This window comes from Kitasatospora sp. NPDC036755, from assembly GCF_040636595.1.
GTDB lineage: Bacteria > Actinomycetota > Actinomycetes > Streptomycetales > Streptomycetaceae > Kitasatospora.
On record NZ_JBEZUT010000010.1, the window covers coordinates 1 to 18,420 of the forward strand.

The window sequence follows — 18,420 nt, forward strand, 5'->3', positions numbered from 1 at the left end:
CCGGCCGCCCCTCGCGGCGCCGGAGCGCACCGGAAGTCGGCCGACCCGACGTCCTGTGCGCTCCGGCGCCGCGGAACAGCGGGGGAGGGGCTGCTCGGGGCTACTTGGGCATCTCGTTCCAGAGCTGCTGGGCGGTCTTGCCGGTGAGCTGGGTCCAGAGCTGCTCGCTGTAGTTCGTGGTGTTCAGGAAGTGCGCCAGGTCGGGCTTGTTGTAGGTCTTCGAGACGTAGTCGATGAAGCGGGCGGTGGCCTGGTAGCCGCTGTCGTAGTTGGTGTCGGAGCCGAAGTGCTGGGCGCCGGTGCCCGGTTGGAAGTTGTAGTCGCGCACCCAGTCCGCCAGGCCCTCGCCGAGCCAGCCGGGGCGCCCGGTCGGGTTGTCCCAGACGGCGACGTGGACGGCCTCGTGGACGAGGAAGCCGGTGTCGCCCTTGTTGTTCCGGGTGTAGCCGATGTTGACGTGGATCTCGTTGTTACCGGTGGCGGGGTTGCGCCAGGCGTACGCGGGGTACTGGGTCAGCGCCGGATCCATGATGATCTTGAAGTAGCCGGGGGCCTTGAAGGCGCCCTTGGTGATCAGGTCGGAGATCGTCGGGTAGTAGTCCGCGACGGTCTTCTTCTGCTGCTCCAGCCACGGGCCGAGGTCGGGGGCCTGCGAGTAGTCGAGGTCGATGGTCGGGCGGCCGGTGGTCGGCGGGGTGGTGCCGCCGTCGCGGTCGAGGTTCCAGGACTGCGCCGGGTCCCCCGCGTTGCAGGCGGCCACCTTGGCGGTCAGGTCCGCGCCGCGGCTGAGGCAGAGGTTGTCGTCGGAGACGCTGTGCAGCAGCCACGCCCGGCCGTTGCCCATCGAGGTGTTCTGCAGCCACCACTTCTGGTTGTCCGCGTTGACGTAGTTCCAGGCCCCGACGGTGTTCCTGCCCCGGTCGCGGTCGGCGGCGTTGTTGGTGCCGGGCACCTTGACCGACCAGTTGCCGTTGCCCTCGTCCCGGATCGTCCAGACCTGCTGGGCGGAGGCCTGGTTCCAGTCGCGGACCACCACGGTGGAGCCGCTGGTGCGGCTGTCCCACTGGAGGGCGCCGCCCGCGTAGCTGGATATCCGGTAGTCGGCGCCGCTGGCCGGCAGGGACTCGGCGGCGATGGCGGGCCGGGCCGCGCTCGTGGCCCCGGGAGCACCGGCGGCACCGGCGGACTCGGCCGCAGCGGCGGTCCCGGCGCCGAGGGCCATCCCGGCCACGGCGGTCGCGGCGGACAGGACGACGGCCGCGGCCGTACGACGGGTGATCATCTCGGGGGTCTCCTCTCGGGCGGCTCCCCGGTGGAGCCGGCCCGAGGTGATGTCACCGGGCCGAGCTGTACAGGATGTCGACGACCTGTCGACGGGCGCGTTCACGGATCGTCGACCAGGGCCCGGACGTGCGGGAAGCCGACCGGTCCGACTGCCCGTGCGGGGCGGAGGAGGACCACACGAACGCGCCGCACCGCTCCCGCCCGCGGGGGATTCCGGGGCGGGAGCGGTGCGCGCGCGGTTCAGCGGCAGGGCGGCTGGTAGGCCGTGTCGGGAAAGTACTGGTCCCACTGTTCGCGGGTGATGGTGCTGCCGACCTCGGCGCACAGGCGCCCGGCGAGCCGGTCGAGGTCGAGGTCGACGAGGTGGACGCGGTGGTCCTTGGCGCCGCCCTCGCTGATCAGGAGGCTGGTCCCGTCGGGACTGAGGCCGTGGGCCTCCGCCTCCTGGGGCACGGTCACCACGGCGATCTCGGTCGCGTTCCGGGGGTCCGCCGTATTCCACAGGTGGAGCTGGCCGGGGTTGCCGAGCGAGGTCCGGGAGAGGGTGGCGAGCAGACGGTCGTCGGGCCGGAACGTCGCTCCGGTCTGCCGTTCGGCGGGGAGGGACTTGGTCCTCACCGGGTGGTGGAGGTCGGTGACGTCCCACAGGTCGAGGGTCTTGTCGGTCGTCACCGCGACGGTCCGCCCGTCGTGGCTGAGCGCGATGCCGTTCACCGGGCCCGGGGGCAGTTCCCCGTGGTCGGGGTGCCCCGGGTCGCGGAGGTTCCACAGCTGGACGGTCTTCGGGTTCATCTCGCTGTCGCCGAGGGCGAAGGCGAGCCGGTCGGTGGCCTGGCCCTCCAGCGTGGGGTTGTCGGTGGCCCGGTCGCCCAGGTCGGTCGTCGCGGTGGCGGTGGGGCGGCGGGGATCGGCGAGGTCCCAGACGTGCATCCCGGTGCCCCGGCGGTCGACGGAGACGAGCTTGCGGTGGATGAGGTGGAGCCGCCCGGACGGTTCCGGGGACTCGACGGTGGCCAGCGGCTTCGGGGCGCGCGGGTCGGTGACGTCCCACAGGTGGATCAGGCCGTCGCGGCCGTTGAGGGCGACGAGTCCGTCCTCGACGGCGAGGTCCGGCTCGGGGGACGGCTCCCCGGAGTGGGGGACGTACTCGGCGAGTTCGTCCAGGGCCCCGGCCGGTACGGGCTTGTCCGGGTCGGTGACGTCCCACAGCCGTACGGGAGCGAGGCGGCTGAAGGTCATCAGGGTGCGGTCGTCGACCGCCCGGACCTTCGAGGTGCCCGAGGCCGTGAACTCCCCGGCCGCGCGGGCGGTGGCCGGTCCGGTCGTCCGCCACAGGGTGAAGCGGTGATCCGTGGAGTCACTCCTGGCCGGCGGGTCGGAGGCCCACACCAGGAGTCGCCCGTCCGGAGTGAAGTCGCCGGTCGTGCCGGTGGCGGGAAGGGCGGTGGAGAGGACGGGGTGCCAGCGCCGGATCTGCTGCTCCTCGCTCGCGGTGATCATGGACGCCGGGTCGTCACCGGCCACGATCGCGGTGATCGTTCCGGGGACGGGATGGCTGACGAGTTCGACGGGCTTGTGGGGGTCGGTGATGTCCACGGCCTGGGCGTGGCCGAACTGCGCTCCGAGGTTGCTGGAGGACCCGTACACCAGGATCCGGCCGTCCGGCGAGAACGCGACGGCCGTCGCCATGCTGAGGAGCCCGAGGTCCACGGGAGAGGTCCCGTACGGCGGCCCCCCACCGAAGGTGGTCGAACCGGTCACCCGGGCGGGTGCGGCCGGGTCGCTGGTGTCCCACAGGGCGACACCGTCCCCGTTGGTGCCGACCGCGAGCAGAGGAGCACGTGGGCTGAAGACCACCGCGTACGGACGGATGTCGGCGAGCGTGGCCGTGGCGACCGGTTTGAGGGGGTCGGTCACGTTCCACAGCTGCACCTCCGGGTGGTTCCCGCCGCCCTGCACCGTGAGGGCCAGCAGGTGCGAGTCGGGACTGAAGGACGCGGCCTGCAGTCGGGCGTAGCCGACCGGCAGGGTCCCGGCCTGGACGGGGCGCCGCGGATCGGTGAGGTTCCACAGGGCCGTCCGGCCGTCGGTGACGGCGGCCAGGGTGCGCCCGTCCGGGCTGAGCGCCAGCGAGCCCGGGGTGTCGGGCAGGGTGGCCACCGGCTTCGGGTCGGCCGGATCGGTGACGTCCCACAGGCGGACGGACGTCCCGGCGTCCCGGGAGACGAGCAGCCGGCCGTCGGGGCCCAGGACGGCGCTCCCCTTCTCGCTGCCGGTGCGGATGACGGCCGTGCTCCTGGCCGTTCGGGGGTCCGAGAGGTCCCAGAGCCGGACGGTGCCGTCCGGACTCGCACTGGCGAGCAGGTGCCGGTCCGCGCTGTAGGAGAGCTTCTTGACCGCGTCGGAGTGCCCGGTGAGCGGGGTGTAGTACGCGGTCATCGCCGCGTTGTAGACACTGGTGCGGGCCTCCAGGGTGTCGGAGACCCGCCGGGCGGAGAGCGCGACCTGGAGGGCGAGGGTCGGATCGGTGGGGCGCAGCCGGTCGGCGGCCTCGGCACCGAGCTTGGAGGCCAGGGTGTCGTGCTGCCGGTTGACGATCCGGTTCTGCCAGAGGGCCGCGCCGATCCCGGCGACGGCGACGACGAGCAGGAACGCCAGGGTGCCGGCCAGGGCCCGCAGGCGGGTGACGCGGCGGCGTTCGGCACTCGCCTCGGCCGCCTGCCGGGCCTGGCCGGCGGCGAGGAAGGCCCGGGCCGCCGGCGTGGTGCCGTGCCGTCCGGCGGACTCCTCGAACCACTGGCTCGCCGCCGCCAGCCGGACGCCGCGGTACAGCGCCTCCTCGTCGCGTCCGTCGCTCTCCCAGGCCTGCGCCGCGTCGTGCAGCTGCTGGCGGACCAGCAGGCCCGCCCGGTCGCTCTCGATCCAGTTCCGCAACCGGCTCCAGGCGTGCAGGACGGCCTCGTGGATGAGCTCGGCGTGCCCGTCGTCGACGACGACGAGCCGGGCCCGGACGAGTGCGTCGAGGGCGGCGGAGTCCGCGCCGGGGTCGGGGCCGGGGGCCGGTGCGTCGGCGGAGGGGTCTTCGCCCGGCGCCGTGCCGGTGCCCGTGCCGGTGCCTGTGCCCGTCCCCGTGCCGGTGCCGGTGCCGGTGCCGGTGCCTGTGCCTGTGCCTGTGCCTGTGCCTGTGCCTGTCCCCGTCCCCGTGCCTGTGCCCGTGCCGGGCTCCAGTTCGGCGAGCGGCATCCGGCGGCGGGTGTCCTCGGCGCCGTCGACCACGTGCACCATGCGCAGCAGGAGCTGCCGGGCCGACTGCCGCCCGGCGGCGTCCAGTTCCTGGTACGTGGCCTCCGCCGTCTTCGCGATCGCGCCCCAGATGCCGCCCGAGGCCTGGTAGCCCGCCAGGGTCAGGGTGCGGCCGGAACGGTTCTGCCAGGTGGCCGCGAGCGCGTACGACAGCAGGGGCAGGGCCGCGCCGGGACCGGGCCGCCCGTCCCCGCCGGTGCGCAGCTCGCGCAGCAGGAGGTCCACCAGCCCCGGTTCCAGGCTCAGCCCGGCGAGTTCGGCGGGCTTCTCGACGGCGTCCCGGAGGTCCTCGGACGCCATCGGCCGGACCAGCACGTGGCCCTGGTCGCTCTGCAGGGCGTCGGCCAGCGCCGGATAGGCGGCGCAGTGCCCGTAGAAGTCGGCGCGCAGCCCCAGCAGCACCACCGCGCGCCTGCCCGCCGCCGACAGCGCTCGGACGAACACCTCGCGCTCCCCGGCGTCCTGGCACGCCGTGAACAGCTCCTCGAACTGGTCCACCAGCAGCACCGGACGGGTACCGTCCGCCGGCAGCCAGGTGACGACCGATTCCGGGTCCGCCGTCAGCGCCGCCCGGATGCGGTCGGGGTCCTCGCGGACCAGCTCGGCCAGGACGCGCGCGAGCCTGGTCACCGGCCGATCGCCGGGGGTGAGGACCAGACGCGGCCACCGCCAGGGCCTCAGCTCCTCGGGCAGACCCCGGTCCAGTGCCGGGAGCAGGCCCGCGCGCAGCAGCGAGGACTTGCCGGCGCCGGACGGGCCGATGACCACGAGCAGTCCGTCGGCGGAGAGCCGGGCGTTCACCCGCGACACCAGGTCGGCGGTCAGCTCCTCGCGGCCGAAGAAGAACCGCGCGTCCTCCGAGCCGTACGGCGCCAGACCCCGGTAGGGGCAGGTGTCCAGCGCGGGGCCGGTGCCGTCGTCCTCGCCGGCCGACCCCGCTCCGGGCGGCGCCGGAACGGTCGCCGGGAGCGGCCGCCGGTACGCCGGGTTGGGGGCCAGCACCAGTTCCCCGGCCTGGCCCTCCGACCGGCGGCGGGGCACCGGGAACCCCCGGTCGCGCAGCGTGCGCACCAGGGAGCGGTGCACGTGGTCCAGCGTCAGCTGCGGCGGGCCGGTCGGATCGCCCTCGCGCAGCAGGTGCAGCAGCTCGCCGCTGAACGCGGTGTACGGCGCACCGGCCGGCGCCAGGGCGAGCTCCTCCGGAGCGGCGGAGGCCAGGACGAACCCGCCGCCCGGGAGGGACGACTCGAAGCGGTTCGCGGCGGCGGCGACGGGCACCGCCCGGCCGGAGAAGCAGCAGTCCAGGACCAGGACGACCGAGCGGGCCCGGGAGGTCGCCAGGGTCGCGCGCAAGGAGGCGTAGGACAGTCCCTTGTACGCCAGCCCGCGTGTGAGGTGGTCGGTGGCCCGGGTCGCGAGGTACAGCTCGTTGTCCTCGCCCACCAGGCCGTGGCCGACGTAGTACACGAGCAGCACGGAGTCCGCCGACTCGGCGGCCAGGGTCAGCTCCTCGCCGAGCGTGAGCGGATCCTCCGGGTCGATGACGGTGCGCACGTGGCCGGGCGCGAGGCCGCAGCGGGCGACGAGCTCCTGCTCGATCGCCCGCACGGTGTCGCCGGCCGCGGGCACGTCGGGCAGCACGGAACCGGGGACGTGGCTGCCGGTCCCGATGACCAGCGCCCGGGCGCCCGGCAGCCCCAGCGGCAGCGCGGGCTCACTCATCGCGGCTGGGGAGCCCGGCGGCCGGAGGCGTCGCGGTCGGGAGCCCCTGGGCCGGAGGCGTCGCGGTCGGAGGTGTCGCGGTCGGGGCGCCGGCGGCCAGCGACGAGCCCACCTCGCGCACGAGCGCGGCGACGTCACCGGCGTCGAGGGCGCGCACGGCCGTCGCCCGCAGCTCGATCGAACTGCCGTCGGCACGGGTCACCTGGACCACCGTCTCCCCGGTCCGCCGCCGGATCCACGCCACCAGCGCGCTGGTCAGACCGGACGCCGCCCCGCCCGCCCCGACCGCGACGGTGAGCACGTCCGCCAGGGTGCCCAGCGACCCCGGCCGCGGCGGCGAGGCCTCCAGTTCCACGTACCCGCGCAGGTCGCCCTCCGTCCGAAGCCAGGACAGCAGTGAGGCGGCCGCGCCCCGGTCGGCGTCGGTCACACGGATACGGAGCGGTTCGTCCACGGTTCCCCCCGGGAGTCAGCAGTGCGAAGCGTTCTGACATAGCGTCACAACGCTGACTGCCCCCGGTCAAATGCCCTGCTGGCGAGCCCGGACGCCCGCGTTCCGGGCGCGCCGGCACGGCGGGGCGCCGGGGCGACGGCCCGCCGCGGGCGCCGGACCCTGCTGCTCCCCCCGGCACCCCGCCGCTCCCCTCCGCCGCTCGGCCGGTTGCGGACCTGATCCACCGTCCGGGGGGAGCGGCGGTGCGGATGCGCCGGGCGCGACGGTGGGGGCCGGGTCGCGCGTGCCGGGTACGCGCGACCCGCGACCGCCGCCCACCGGGAGTCCGTCAGCGACGTGGTACGGGCCCGGTCGGCACGACGAGCCCGGCGGAAGCCGCGGGGTCCAGGACGGTCGGCCCCGGCGGGAGCGGAACCACCTGCCGGATCCCGGCGGCCGCGGCCGCCGATCAGGGCCGGAGGTTCTCCAGGTCCCGCAGGAGGCCGGGGTGCTTGGGCTCCCAGCCGAGCGCCTGGCGGGTGCGGGTGCTGGACGACGGCTGGTCGGCCCCGAAGACCGGGCCGAGCGGGCCGTAGGTCTCCTCCGGCACCGACTCGACCGGCAGGCCCAGCCGTCGGCCGATGACGGCCGCGATGTCCCGCACCTCGTCCCCCTCGTCGGCCACGGCGTGCCAGGCGGTGCCGGCCTCCGCCCGCTCCAGGGCGAGCCGGAAGAGGACGGCCGCGTCGAGCGCGTGGACGGCGGGCCAGCGCTGGGTGCCGTCGCCCGGGTAGCCGGAGATCCCGCTGCGGCGGGCGATGTCGGTCAGCAGGCCGGCGAACCCGCCCGCGCCCTGGTTGTGAACCGTGCGCGGCAGGCGTACGGCCGTGCTCCGGACCCCGCGGGAGGCCAGGCCCAGGATCGCCGTGACCGTGCGACCGCGGCCGCCGACCGGCCCGTCGGTCGGCACCGGGTCGGCCTCGGTGGAGGCACGGCCCGGAACCCAGGGCGTACCGGAGACGGTGACCAGGGGGCGGCCGCTGCCGGTGAGCTCCTCGCCGAGGGTGGTGAGGGCGGCGGTCTCCTCGGCGACGTTCCGGGCCAGGGCCTCGGGGCTGCTGAAGTCGTTGCCGAAGGCCAGGTGGATCACCCCGTCGGTCCGGGCGGCGCCGGAGCGCAGGACGTCCAGGTCGGCGAGGCCTCCCCGCAGGGGCTCGGCGCCGGCCGCCTCGGCGGCCCGGGCGGAGGCGTCGGATCGGGCGAGCGCGAGCACGGTGTGGCCGTTGCCGAGGAGTTCGGCGACGACGGCGGAGCCGATCAGACCGGTGCCGCCGGTGACGAAGACACGCATGGGAATCCTCCCGGAAGTGATGGGACTCTTGTCCCATCACCGTAGCAGGATGATGGGACAAGAGTCCCGTCACATATGCTGAACCCATGAGTCGATGGGAACCAGGCGCGCGTGAACGCCTCGTCGTGGCCGCGGTCGACCTGTTCACGGAGCAGGGGTACGACGCCACGACAGTCGCGCAGATCGCCGAGCGGGCCGGGGTCACCAAGAGCACCTTCTTCCGGCACTTCCCCGACAAGCGCGAACTCCTGGTCGCCGGGCAGGAGACCCTGAGCCGGCTGCTGACCGAGGGGATCGCCGACGCGCCCGGTGGGGCCGGCCCGCTCGAGGCGGTCGCCGCCGGTCTCGAGCGCGCCTCGACCGCGATGGGCCCCGGAAGCCGTGAACTCGCCCCCCGTCTGAAGGCGGCCATCGCCGCCAGCACCGAGCTCCAGGAACGGGACACCCTCAAGACCGTCAGCCTCGCGGCCGCGATGACCACCGCCCTGCTCGCCCGCGACGTACCCGACGCGACCGCGGCTCTCGCGGGCGAGTTGGGCGTCCTCGCTTTCAAGCGGGGATACGCCCGGTGGGCCGAGGGTGACCGCGGCGCGGAGGGCGGCGGTGGTGCGGAGGGCGGCGGCGGCGCGGAGGGCGGCGGTGGTGCGGAGGGCGGCGGCGGTGGCGCCCAGGACGACCGCGGCGCCCACGACGAGCTCGCCGGGTACATCCTGGCGGCCCTGGACGAACTGCGTGCGGCGAGCGCGTCGCTGGGCTGACCCGGGCCGGGCGGCGTCCGGTGCCGGCGAGACGGAGGCCTGGAGGCCTGGAGGCTCTGTCCGGGCGATCATGACGCGAGTACCCTCGCCATGTGACCGATCACGCCACCGGGCCCGCCCCGCACCGGACCACGGACGCGGCACGGCCGACAGAAGCCCGCATCGAGGACGCGGGCACCGTCCTGGTCGCGCCTTCGGCGCTGCACGGCACCGAGGCGGTCGGGGACTTCTTCGGCTCCGCCATCACCCCGGAGGACCTCGCCTCCGGCTCGCCCGACCTCGCGGGCAGGACCGTCTACCTGTGCGGCGACCTCTCCGGGATCAGCGGCCGCCAACTGTCCTCCGCTGCCCGGGTGTTCGTCATCAGGGAACTGTCGCAGGGATTCCGCGAGGGCGCCGACGCCCCCTGGACGCCCGTCGACCTCGGCCGGGTCCCCTTCCGCGTCCACGGCGTCGGGGTGTACTACCGCCGCTTCTTCGCCCCCGGCGACGACCACTTCGGACGGATCCGCGCGGAGCACGAGTTCCAGTCCCTGACGGAGTCCACCAAGCCCGGATCGGCCCACCGCAGCGGCATCTACCTGACGCCCGTCACCCGGGACGGTGACGATCTGCACTTCCGCCTGCTCCGGTGCTCCACGAACCTCTCGGGACCGACCGAGGGCTTCCGCCCGACCGACACCCGGATCGTGGAGGCCCTGAACCGCGAGGCCGCCGCCGTCTTCCGCGACCAGGCACCGCTGAACCACGTCCTCGCGCAGATCTACCACAACACACCGGCCACGGCGGAGCGCAAACAGTCCAAGGCCAGGATCTCGGCCCACGCCGACAAGACCAAGGACATGCCCACCAACGGCATCATGGCCTTCTGCACCTTCTACGACGGGCTCGACAAGCTGCGCCCCCTGGCCGAAGACGCCTTCGACCACGGCGTGAAGGGGGTCAGCGGGCTGACCCGACTCCACTTCCGCCTCAAGGAGCCGGCCGGAGCCCGCGACGGGGGCGCGCTTCCCGCGCAGTTCACCCTGACCCTCCACCCCGGCTCGGTGTTCCTCATGCCGCTGTCCACCAACCGCCTGTACACGCACGAGATCCGGCCCCCGGCGCTGGACGCCGGACTGCTTCCGACCCGCCTGGGATACGTCGTGCGCTGCTCCAACGCCGAAGCCGTGCACAGCAACGGCCGTACGTACCTCAAGCAGGCGGCCGGAGGCGCGGTGGAACTGGGGCCGCCCACACAGGCCGGCATGGACGAGCTGCGCCGGCTGTACGCCGAGGAGAACAGGACCTCGTCCCTCGTCGACTACGGAGACGAACTCCTCTTCAGCATGAACTCGGGAGACTACGTTGCCCCTCGGATCTAGGATCCCGGACGGCATCCTCTCGTGCGCCCTGCCGGCCGAGGAGGACCTCTTCGCGGAGCTCACCGCGTCGACCCGCTGGGAGGACGTGGGAAAAGGCCGACAGGGCGCCGTACTGACCAGGACCGACGAGGCCGGCGGTGTGCCCCTCGTCCGCACCACCACCCGGTACGGAAACCCGGTGCAGCGCTTCCGGGCGGTGCACGAACGGCTGGCGCAGCGGGTCCAGGAGCGTACGGCGATCCCGGTCGCCTTCAACAACGCCCTCGCCGAGCGCTACACGAACGCCTACACCACCATGGGCGGCCACTCCGACCAGGCCCTCGACCTGGCCGACGACTCGTTCATCGCCGTCCTCTCCTGCTACCGGCACCCCGACGCGGGCCCACCGAGGAAACTGGTCTTCGAACCGAAGGAATCCGGCGGCGAGAAGTTCGAGATCCCGCTCGCCCACCACGGCATCGTCGCGTTCTCCGTCGACGTGAACCGGCGACTCAGGCACAAGATCGTCCTGGACGCGCCCGCCCGGGCCGCGGACAACGAATGGCTGGGCGTGACCTTCCGTACGTCGAAGACCCTCGTGCGGTTCCGCGACGGACAGCCCTGCCTCCCGCAGGGCGCGCGCCTGACGCCGGCCGACGAGGAACAGAGCCACGAGTTCTACCGGCTGCGGCGCCGTGAGAACAAGGAGACGGACTTCGGCTACCCCCCGCTGACGTACACCATCAGCGAGAGCGATCTGCTGCCGCCCGTCTGACGTCGAGGAACTCCGCACATCCCCGGGCGGCTCGCGGGCACCCCGACCGCCACCACCGGCCCCGTGCGGGAACCGCATGTCTCACCGCCCCCGCCGGCTGGGCTTGCCCCGTCCCGTCCGGCTTCGCCCACGGAGCTCTCCGGCCGGTCTCGGCAGACCGTCCGCTGCGTCGGTTCGTGGCCCGATCCGGACGACCCCGTCGCCCTCTACGACGACACCGGCCGGTGCCACCGCCACCGCTCACGGAGCAGGAGAAGACCTGGCTCGACCGCCTTGCGGCGCCAGGACCGTGACCCGGCGGCGGACTACGGTGTGCGTCATGGTGGGAGAGACCGATCGTGCCGCCCTGGCCGCCGAGGTGTGCGTCGCGCTGACGAGATGTTGCCCCGACTCACGTACGGAGCCGGTCGGGTCGATGGGATCCGGCACGGCGGACTCCTTCAGCGACATCGACATCGCGTGGGTCGTACCGGATGCGCGGTTCCCGGACTGCCTGGCTCGCGTCGTGGGAGTCCTGGGAGAGGTCCGGCCGGTCGAAAGCGTCCGCGTCGACCCGGACTTCTACCGCTCCGACCGCCGACGCCTGCTGTTCGTCCGCTTCGTCGGGCTGCCGCTGTTCTGGCGGCTCGATCTGGACGTCCGCACCGCGTCGATCGCGGGCGACCCACGCTACGACGAAGGGAACCCGGCGGCGCGCGCCCGTGAAGGCGAGTGGTCACGGCCGGCCAGCGCCCTGGCCAACGCCGTCGGCGCGGTCAAGGCGGTGGCCCGGAAGCGGGACGACGACGCCCGTGGCCTGCTGGACCGGGGATTCGCCCGGATCGGCGCCGATGACCGGGCCACCGGCGCCTGGGCGGACGACGTGACCCGACTCGCGCACGCCGCCGCACTGCGCGACCCCTCCCTGACCGACCTGGCCGCCCAGGTCACCGCGCTCGCGGCCCGGCACCTCGGCGACAGCCGCACCTGACGTGCCAGGCCATCAGGCCACGCCTCACCGCAGTTGCCGCCCCGGCGAGAAGTCCCACAGCGCCACGACCCCGAACCCGGACCGCGCCGGTCCCGCTGCGCCGAGGCGCGCGAGAGCACCCCCGGCCCAGGCCGCCGCACCGACGGCGAGTTCGGCGCCCCCTGGGTGGGTGGGGTTGGCGGTTGGCCGCGTGAGGCAGGGCTGCCGGCGCGGCGTCCGCCCATCCACTGCCCGGCGGCGCGAAAAGTCGATGTGGTCGACTTCCAGTGCGGGGCGGTCGGGGACCGGCCCCCCAGTACCTGGGCCGGGGCTCGGCGGTTCTCACCTGCCCTTGTCCGGCTGGCCCGTGGTGGTGCTACGAGGCATGGGAAGTCGGCGGGGTCGACTTCTGGTGTCGGGTGGTTTGGGTGCGGCAGTGGGTGAGGGCGTGGCGGATGCGGCGGTCGGAGGGGAGGGTGGTGGTGAGGAGTTCGCCGGCGGTGGTGAGGTTGCCGGTGGTGAACCAGCGCTGGAGGCCGTGGCGGTGGCCGGGGCGGATGCCGCCCATGGCGTCCATGGCCGTCAGGAAGAGGTCGACGATAGCGAGTTCGGCGTCGGTGAGGGACTTGGGGACGTCGAAGACGCCCAGGGCTTCGAGGACTTCACCGGTGTCGCACTCCGAGCCGGGGCGCGGGTCGGCGAGGAGTGCGTCGTAGCAGTCAGCCAGGCGGCGGGTGGTCTCGGCGAGCGGGATGTCCAGGGCGAGGCAGACGGCCCGGGCGACGGGCAGCGGCGGGTGGCCGAGGCGGGCGATCAGGGCGTAGGTCGCGGCGGGGGTGGCTCCCCGGGAGAGGGTGTGGCGGGCCAGGGTGGTGAGGTTCATGGGGCCGGGCTTTCAAAGGGTGACGAGGGCGGGGGTGGGGGCGACGAGCACCCAGACGAACTTGCCGATGCCGCCCGGGCGGGAGGAGTGGCCCCAGCGCTCGGCGAGCTCGTCGATGAGGAACAGGCCGCGCCCGCACTCGTCGTCCGGCGCGGCGGTACGGAGGGTGGGGCGGCCGGTGCCGGCGTCGTGGACTTCAAGGCGCAGGCGGGAGCCGGTGAGGGAGATGCGGACCTCGATGTGGCAGTCGTCAGGGCCGTCGGAGTGCTGCACGGCATTGGCGAAGAGCTCGCCCAACAGCAGCTCTGCGGTGTCGCGGTAGCGCTCCCCAGAGGGGAGGGCGGCCAGGTAGGCGCGGAGCAAGTACCGGGCCAGCGGCGTGGATTCGACACGGGCATCGAGCCGGGCGACGAACGCACGGGGACGGTGGGACGTGAGCATGGGGAAGCACCTCAAGGGGGCGGAGGGGCGTACGAGAGGAGCGCGCATTCACGCTGCGCATGCAGATGATTGCGTTCCGGTCTCAATGGTCGAGGGTGCGGAGGTACGGTGATGGCCGAAATCTGGTACCAGGCACCTGCGGTACGTCAGGGGGTTCGGCGTGGCACATCGGCGGCTGAAGAGCGAAGTGACGGCCAGTTCGGCGCGGATCTTCGGTGAAGAGCTGCGGTTCTACCGGGAGATGGCCGGCTACACGCAGGAGCAACTGGCGAAGCTGTTGCACTGCACCAGGCCGAACATCACAAGGTTTGAGTCCGGCCAGAGGCGCATGCCGCCGGACATGGTCGTGCAGGCAGATCTGCTGTTGGACGCGGGTGGGGCGCTGAAGCGGCTCTGGGATCGGGTGGACTGGAGGGCAGGGGTCGAGCACCCCGATTGGTTTCAGACCCATGTCGACGCGGAGGCTGAGGCCCTTGCCGCCAGGGTCTTCCAAGTTGCTGTAGTGAATGGACTGCTGCAATGCCGTGAGTATGCGGAGGCCGTGTTCGCGGTCAGCGATGCGGCTGGCAGGCCAGAGATCATCGAGCAGCGAACGCAGGCTCGGTTGGCGCGGCAGAAGCGATTTTTGGAGCCGGACGGTCCGCCCCTCCTAGCCATCCTGGACGAGAGCTGCATTCGAACGGTCTATGGCGGACCGAGCGTGATGAGACGTCAAATGGAGCATCTGCTGGAGGTTGCAGAGCTACCCAACATCATGATCCAGATCGCCCCCTTCGCGTGTCGGCAGGCCAGCGTCGACGTCTCCATGGTCCTGCTGGACATGCCTGACGGGCGGACCTATGTGTATTCAGAGAGCCTCGATCGAGGGCATTCGAGCGATGCTCCGGAGATCGTCGCGCGACATCGCTGGAGCTATGATCTGCTCCATGGGGCGGCACTGCCGGTAGCCGACTCGCTCGCGCTGATCGCAGATGCGCTGGAGGGGTTCAGAGATGACGAGGATCGGGCTCGGCGCGGCCGCTTGGCGCAAGAGCAGCTACAGCGGCGGCAACGGCGGCAACTGCATCGAGGTGGCCCCCGGATTCTCGGGCCTCGTCCCCGTGCGTGATTCCAAGGACCCTCACGGTCCGGCGCTCGTGTTCCCGGCTGCCGCGTGGGGTTCGTTCATCGCCGGGATCAAGGACGGCGAGTTCCCGGCATGAAGCTGGTGTGGCGCAAGAGCAGCTACAGCGGCGGCAACGGCGGCGACTGCGTCGAGGTGGCCCCCGGATTCTCGGGCCTCGTCCCCGTGCGTGATTCCAAGGACCCTCACGGTCCGGCGCTCGTGTTCCCGGCTGCCGCGTGGGGTTCGTTCATCGCGGCGATCCGGGACGGCGAGTTCCCAATCCAGGACTGACCGGAGCAGGTGCGGGTCTGGGCACGGTGGCGGTCTCGAGGACTCGCCGGATACCTCGTCTGCTTGGCTCCGTGGAGTTTGTGAGTCTCTGCAGGGCGGTAACGCCAGGTGCGTAACCCGACTTGGCACGGGAGGGCATGATGGCACTACGGTTCCACGGGATGGACCCTGAGACCCAGGGAAACGGCTCGCCGACAGTCTGGGTGGACGAGGAGAAGCGGGAGTTGCTGTTCCAGGGCTGGAAGCCAGGCGAGGAACTGCCGGCTGCGATCACCACGACCGAGTGGACTCCGGGCCACGTGATCGGAATCCCTGAGGGTGAGGACGTGGTCCGCGTCCCGCTTCGCATGGCGGCGATCATTAGGAAGGCGCTCGATGACGTAGAACGTTCCGGACTTCTCTGACCTGCTGAGCTCTGCTCGGCACTCGGCCGTACATCTTGAGATGCGTGATTGGTACGGCGTGGGTGATGAGTCGGCGGACTTCGCGGAGTTCAAGCAGACCGGAGTCCACCCCGACCTCGACCCCGATTCCGAGGGCTGGGCCGCGTGGGTGCCGCTCGTTCGGGATGCTGTCAGCCGTGGCGTGATCATGCGTAGAGCCCGGATCGTCTCGGAGCCGGTGACCGACTACATTCGCTTCGAGCATGCCGGGACCGCGGTGAACATCGAAGCTGGTGAACATGTCCGCTGGCTTCCGCGTCGCCAGGCGTCGGACATCGCGTTGCCTGGCAATGACTTCTGGGTATTCGACGGTCGGCTGGTCGAGTTCAACCACTTCACGGGCGCCGGGGAATGGGCCGACCCCAGGTATGAGTTGTCCGAGGACCCGACAGTGGTGAAGCTCTGCGTCTCGGCCTTCGAGGCCGTCTGGGAGCGTGGCATCGATCACGCGAAGTACACCGTCTGATCTCCGCGACCACTGACCGGACAGTCGAACTCGTGTCCTCCTCTTCGCCGTCGTCCAGCGCCCAAGCCGCCAGGCAGGCCGTTGCCGCACGTTTGCGCGAGCTGATGCTGGACGCGGGACTCAAGGGGCAGGAGCTGTCCACTCGGTGCGGGTGGCACCCGGCGAAGACCTCGCGCATCCTCTCTGCGAAGGTGACCCCGTCCGACGCGGACATCCGTGCCTGGTGCGCCGCCTGCGGCGCCGAGGAGCAGGTGCAGGACCTCGTCGCCACCGTGCGCATGGTGGAGTCGATGTACGTGGAGTGGCGTCGGCTCCAGCGTGGCGGGATGCGAAAGGTCCAGGAGAACGTCTACGCGCTGAACGAGCGGGCCCGGTTGTGCCGTGTGTACGTGTCCAACGTCATGCCCGGATTCTTCCAGACGCCGGCCTACGCCACGGCCTTGATGCGCGCCATCACCCACTTCCAAGGCACGCCCGACGATGTGGAGGAGGCCGTCGCCGCCCGGGTGGCGCGCAGTCGATTCCTGTACGAAGGTGGTCACCGGTTTGTGGTGCTGATGGAGGAGTCGGTGCTGCACTATCGCATCGGCGATGCCGAAGTGATGCGTGGGCAGCTCCGACACTTGCTCGCCGTGATGCCGCTCGTCTCGGTCACGCTCGGGATCATCCCGTTCACTGCTCAGCGTTCCGTCTGGCCCTTGGAAGCGTTCTACATGTTCGACGGCCAGCACATCGTGGTGGAGACCCTGACGGCCGAGATCAATGTCAAGCAGCCGCGTGAGCTGTCGGACTACGGAAGGGCATTCGGACAGCTCTCCGATTCCGCTGTCTTCGGCGACGCGGCCCGCGCCGTGATTACGGCGGCGCTTGACTCTCTCGGGTGAATCGACGCAAGAACCCGCAAGTTCGTTGAGGCCGGGCGCAGCGATTCCCTACCGTCCATGGTGCTGCTCGAACCCTGGACGAGGAGGAACACCACAGATGACGACCGCGCCGTGGGGCACGACCCGGATGGGGCCGTATCCCGAGACCACCCCGATCCCCGCCGTCTCGGCCGTGATCGACCCCGAAACGCAGACCGCCGTGTTCGTGGATGAGCAGGGCCGCAAGGTCGAGATGGGGGCACACGGCACCAGCACGGAGACCAGCACGCCGACGAACACGGGCGGCGGCGACGGACGGAGCGGCGGGCAGAATTCGCCGACCGACATGGACAGCATGCCCGCGAACGACCAGGACCAGGGCACCGGCTGAGATGGCGACTGATCGACACCGGGCCGTCCTGGTCCTGACCAACGCGCACGACGTGACGGCCGACGTGGTGCTCCGCCTCCTGTCCGAGCGCCGGGTTCCGGTCGTCCGGCTGGACCCCGGTGCCGATCTACACGAAAGTTCGACGCCCGGGTGACCGCGGTGGGGGACCGGCTGTTCGGCGTCCGGATCAGCAGCCCCGATCTCGACTGGCGTGAACGGCAGAACCTGATGAGCTGCTCGCCGGTCGTGGTCCCGGAGCCCGTCGCCCAGTCGGTGGCCGCCTACCTCGCCGAACTCCACTTGGTCTACGGTGCGTTCGACTTCGCGGTCACCGCTGCCGGTGAATGGTACTTCCTCGAGTGCAACCCCAACGGGCAGTGGGCCTGGCAGGGCGTCGAGACCACGTCGGCGATCGCGTGGGCGATCGCCGACCGACTGGAGAAGGGCCCCAACGCATGAGCACACCGGCCGAGCTGCGCGCCGCCATGGTGGACGGGTTCGCCGGCGACGACGCGATCGGTGATCCGGCGTGGCGGGCCGCCGCGCTGGCGGTGCCCCGGGAGCTGTTCGGCGGGTCGTTCTTCGCGCCCGTCCCGGGCAGTGACCCGACCGCCTACCGGCCCGTGCACCGGACCGACCCCCGATGGCTGGAGCAGGTCTACGCGGACGAGACGCTGATCACCCAACTCGACGGTCACGTCCGGCCCGAGGACGTGACCGAGGGCGCCGTGACCGGGACCCCGTCATCGTCCTCCACCCTTCCGTCCCTGGTGCTGTCCATGTGGCAGCAGCTCGGTGTCGAGGCCGGTCACCGGGTGCTGGAGGTCGGCACGGGCACCGGCTACTCGACGGCGCTGGGCGCGCACCGCCTCGGGGACGGGAACCTCACCAGCATTGAGTACGACCCGCTGGTGGCCGAGTGCGCCGCCGCCGCGATCCGGGCGGCCGGGTTCGCGCCCCGGCTGATCGTCGGGGACGGTCTGCTCGGCGACCCGGACGGGGGCGAGTACGACCGGCTGATCGCCACCTGCGCCGTCCGGTACCTGCCGCCCGGCTGGCTGCACCAGGTGAAGCCGGGCGGCGCGATTCTCGTCACCCTCTCCGGATGGGGCTTCGGCTTCGGACTCGTACGGCTGGTCGTGACGGCTCCCGGCGAGGGGACGGGGCGGTTCCTGCCCGGCTGCACCAGCTTCATGATCGCCCGCCCGCACGACCGGCCGCCGCGCCAGAGTATCTCCCTGCTTCCGGGGGAGGAGCGCCCGACCCGGATCGACCCCGAGATCATCGCCACCTGGACGGGCAGTTGGGTCGCCCAGCTCGCGGCGCCCTCGGCCGAACGGATGGGGGTCGGCGGCCACCAGATCCTCTCGGACGTGGCCACCGGCTCGCAGGCCCGCACCGCGCCCCACCCCGCCGGGGGGTGGACCGTCGTCCAGCGCGGTCCGCTCCGGCTCTGGGATCAGGTCGAGGACGCGGTCGAAGCCTGGCAGCGGGCCGGCGAACCGCACCAGGAGGGGTTCGGCCTCACTGTCTCGGCGACCGGGCAGCGGGTGTGGATCGGCAGCGAGGACGGGCCGGGCTGGAACCTGCCGATCTGACCTCGCCCGTACGGCGGCGGG

Annotated in this window: 20 protein-coding genes; 14 read left to right on the forward strand and 6 right to left on the reverse strand. The window is 72.2% G+C overall.

All coding sequences use genetic code 11. From position 1 onward, the window contains the following. Positions 1–100: 100 nt before the first annotated feature. The 4 genes from AB0E96_RS02780 to AB0E96_RS02795 all read right to left on the reverse strand — a co-directional run bounded on the left by AB0E96_RS02780 (position 101) and on the right by AB0E96_RS02795 (position 8,093). Positions 101–1,282, reverse strand: coding sequence for a basic secretory protein-like protein (locus AB0E96_RS02780; protein WP_359817657.1), 1,182 nt, complete (start codon positions 1,280–1,282; stop codon positions 101–103). A gap of 242 nt (positions 1,283–1,524) precedes the next feature. Continuing rightward, positions 1,525–6,309 (reverse strand): caspase family protein, encoded by a 4,785-nt coding sequence (locus AB0E96_RS02785; protein ID WP_359817659.1) that lies wholly within the window; start codon positions 6,307–6,309, stop codon positions 1,525–1,527. Next, the gene (locus AB0E96_RS02790) at positions 6,302–6,739 is read right to left on the reverse strand and encodes a hypothetical protein (protein ID WP_359817661.1); all 438 of its coding nucleotides are present in this window, start codon (positions 6,737–6,739) and stop codon (positions 6,302–6,304) included. The genes AB0E96_RS02785 and AB0E96_RS02790 overlap by 8 nt, the downstream gene beginning before the upstream one ends. 472 nt (positions 6,740–7,211) lie before the next feature. Next, the gene (locus AB0E96_RS02795) at positions 7,212–8,093 is read right to left on the reverse strand and encodes an SDR family oxidoreductase (protein ID WP_359817663.1); all 882 of its coding nucleotides are present in this window, start codon (positions 8,091–8,093) and stop codon (positions 7,212–7,214) included. An 86-nt stretch (positions 8,094–8,179) separates the two neighbouring features. Here AB0E96_RS02795 and AB0E96_RS02800 point away from each other — a divergent pair, with 86 nt between their 5' ends. The 4 genes from AB0E96_RS02800 to AB0E96_RS02815 all read left to right on the forward strand — a co-directional run bounded on the left by AB0E96_RS02800 (position 8,180) and on the right by AB0E96_RS02815 (position 11,939). Beyond that, complete coding sequence (locus AB0E96_RS02800; protein WP_359817665.1) at positions 8,180–8,851, forward strand: TetR/AcrR family transcriptional regulator; 672 nt, start codon at positions 8,180–8,182, stop codon at positions 8,849–8,851. 92 nt (positions 8,852–8,943) lie between these two features. Then, positions 8,944–10,215 (forward strand): hypothetical protein, encoded by a 1,272-nt coding sequence (locus tag AB0E96_RS02805; protein WP_359817667.1) that lies wholly within the window; start codon positions 8,944–8,946, stop codon positions 10,213–10,215. Continuing rightward, a complete protein-coding gene (locus AB0E96_RS02810; RefSeq protein WP_359817669.1) occupies positions 10,199–10,969 on the forward strand; it encodes a hypothetical protein in 771 nt (256 codons plus the stop codon). Before AB0E96_RS02805 ends, AB0E96_RS02810 begins: the two co-directional genes overlap by 17 nt. A 319-nt stretch (positions 10,970–11,288) precedes the next feature. Next, positions 11,289–11,939 (forward strand): hypothetical protein, encoded by a 651-nt coding sequence (locus tag AB0E96_RS02815; RefSeq protein WP_359817671.1) that lies wholly within the window; start codon positions 11,289–11,291, stop codon positions 11,937–11,939. A 355-nt stretch (positions 11,940–12,294) separates the two neighbouring features. On the opposite strand, the gene AB0E96_RS02820 is transcribed toward AB0E96_RS02815, so the two are convergent. Both AB0E96_RS02820 and AB0E96_RS02825 read right to left on the reverse strand, forming a co-directional pair. Next, complete coding sequence (locus tag AB0E96_RS02820; protein ID WP_359817673.1) at positions 12,295–12,801, reverse strand: hypothetical protein; 507 nt, start codon at positions 12,799–12,801, stop codon at positions 12,295–12,297. Between the two features lie 12 nt (positions 12,802–12,813). Beyond that, entirely contained in the window at positions 12,814–13,242 is a 429-nt protein-coding gene (locus AB0E96_RS02825; RefSeq protein ID WP_359817675.1) for an ATP-binding protein, read from the reverse strand. 160 nt (positions 13,243–13,402) lie between these two features. On the opposite strand from AB0E96_RS02825, the gene AB0E96_RS02830 reads away from it, so the two are divergent. The 10 genes from AB0E96_RS02830 (at position 13,403) to tgmC (ending at position 18,399) form a co-directional block, all read left to right on the forward strand. Continuing rightward, on the forward strand, positions 13,403–14,350 hold the full coding sequence (locus AB0E96_RS02830; RefSeq protein WP_359817677.1) for a helix-turn-helix transcriptional regulator: 948 nt from the start codon (positions 13,403–13,405) through the stop codon (positions 14,348–14,350). Next, positions 14,313–14,444, forward strand: a complete 132-nt coding sequence (locus tag AB0E96_RS02835) for a DUF397 domain-containing protein (RefSeq protein ID WP_359817679.1) — start codon at positions 14,313–14,315, stop codon at positions 14,442–14,444. Before AB0E96_RS02830 ends, AB0E96_RS02835 begins: the two co-directional genes overlap by 38 nt. Further along, positions 14,441–14,638 carry a DUF397 domain-containing protein gene (locus AB0E96_RS02840; protein WP_359817681.1) on the forward strand — a complete coding sequence of 66 codons (198 nt, stop codon included), beginning with the start codon at positions 14,441–14,443 and terminating at the stop codon, positions 14,636–14,638. The genes AB0E96_RS02835 and AB0E96_RS02840 overlap by 4 nt, the downstream gene beginning before the upstream one ends. A gap of 161 nt (positions 14,639–14,799) precedes the next feature. Further along, a complete protein-coding gene (locus tag AB0E96_RS02845) occupies positions 14,800–15,042 on the forward strand; it encodes a hypothetical protein (RefSeq protein ID WP_359817683.1) in 243 nt (80 codons plus the stop codon). 1 nt (position 15,043) lies between these two features. Next, a complete protein-coding gene (locus tag AB0E96_RS02850; RefSeq protein ID WP_359817729.1) occupies positions 15,044–15,547 on the forward strand; it encodes a DUF6879 family protein in 504 nt (167 codons plus the stop codon). Between the two features lie 32 nt (positions 15,548–15,579). After that, positions 15,580–16,431: a helix-turn-helix transcriptional regulator gene (locus AB0E96_RS02855; protein ID WP_359817685.1), complete on the forward strand. Its 852-nt coding sequence runs from the start codon at positions 15,580–15,582 to the stop codon at positions 16,429–16,431. A 97-nt stretch (positions 16,432–16,528) separates the two neighbouring features. After that, on the forward strand, positions 16,529–16,801 hold the full coding sequence (gene tgmA, locus AB0E96_RS02860; RefSeq protein WP_359817687.1) for a putative ATP-grasp-modified RiPP: 273 nt from the start codon (positions 16,529–16,531) through the stop codon (positions 16,799–16,801). Position 16,802: 1 nt separating this feature from the next. Next, positions 16,803–16,955 carry a hypothetical protein gene (locus tag AB0E96_RS02865; protein ID WP_359817689.1) on the forward strand — a complete coding sequence of 51 codons (153 nt, stop codon included), beginning with the start codon at positions 16,803–16,805 and terminating at the stop codon, positions 16,953–16,955. After that, positions 16,952–17,260 carry a hypothetical protein gene (locus AB0E96_RS02870; protein WP_359817691.1) on the forward strand — a complete coding sequence of 103 codons (309 nt, stop codon included), beginning with the start codon at positions 16,952–16,954 and terminating at the stop codon, positions 17,258–17,260. The genes AB0E96_RS02865 and AB0E96_RS02870 overlap by 4 nt, the downstream gene beginning before the upstream one ends. After that, a complete protein-coding gene (gene tgmC, locus AB0E96_RS02875; protein WP_359817693.1) occupies positions 17,257–18,399 on the forward strand; it encodes an ATP-grasp peptide maturase system methyltransferase in 1,143 nt (380 codons plus the stop codon). The genes AB0E96_RS02870 and tgmC overlap by 4 nt, the downstream gene beginning before the upstream one ends. Positions 18,400–18,420 lie beyond the last annotated feature (21 nt).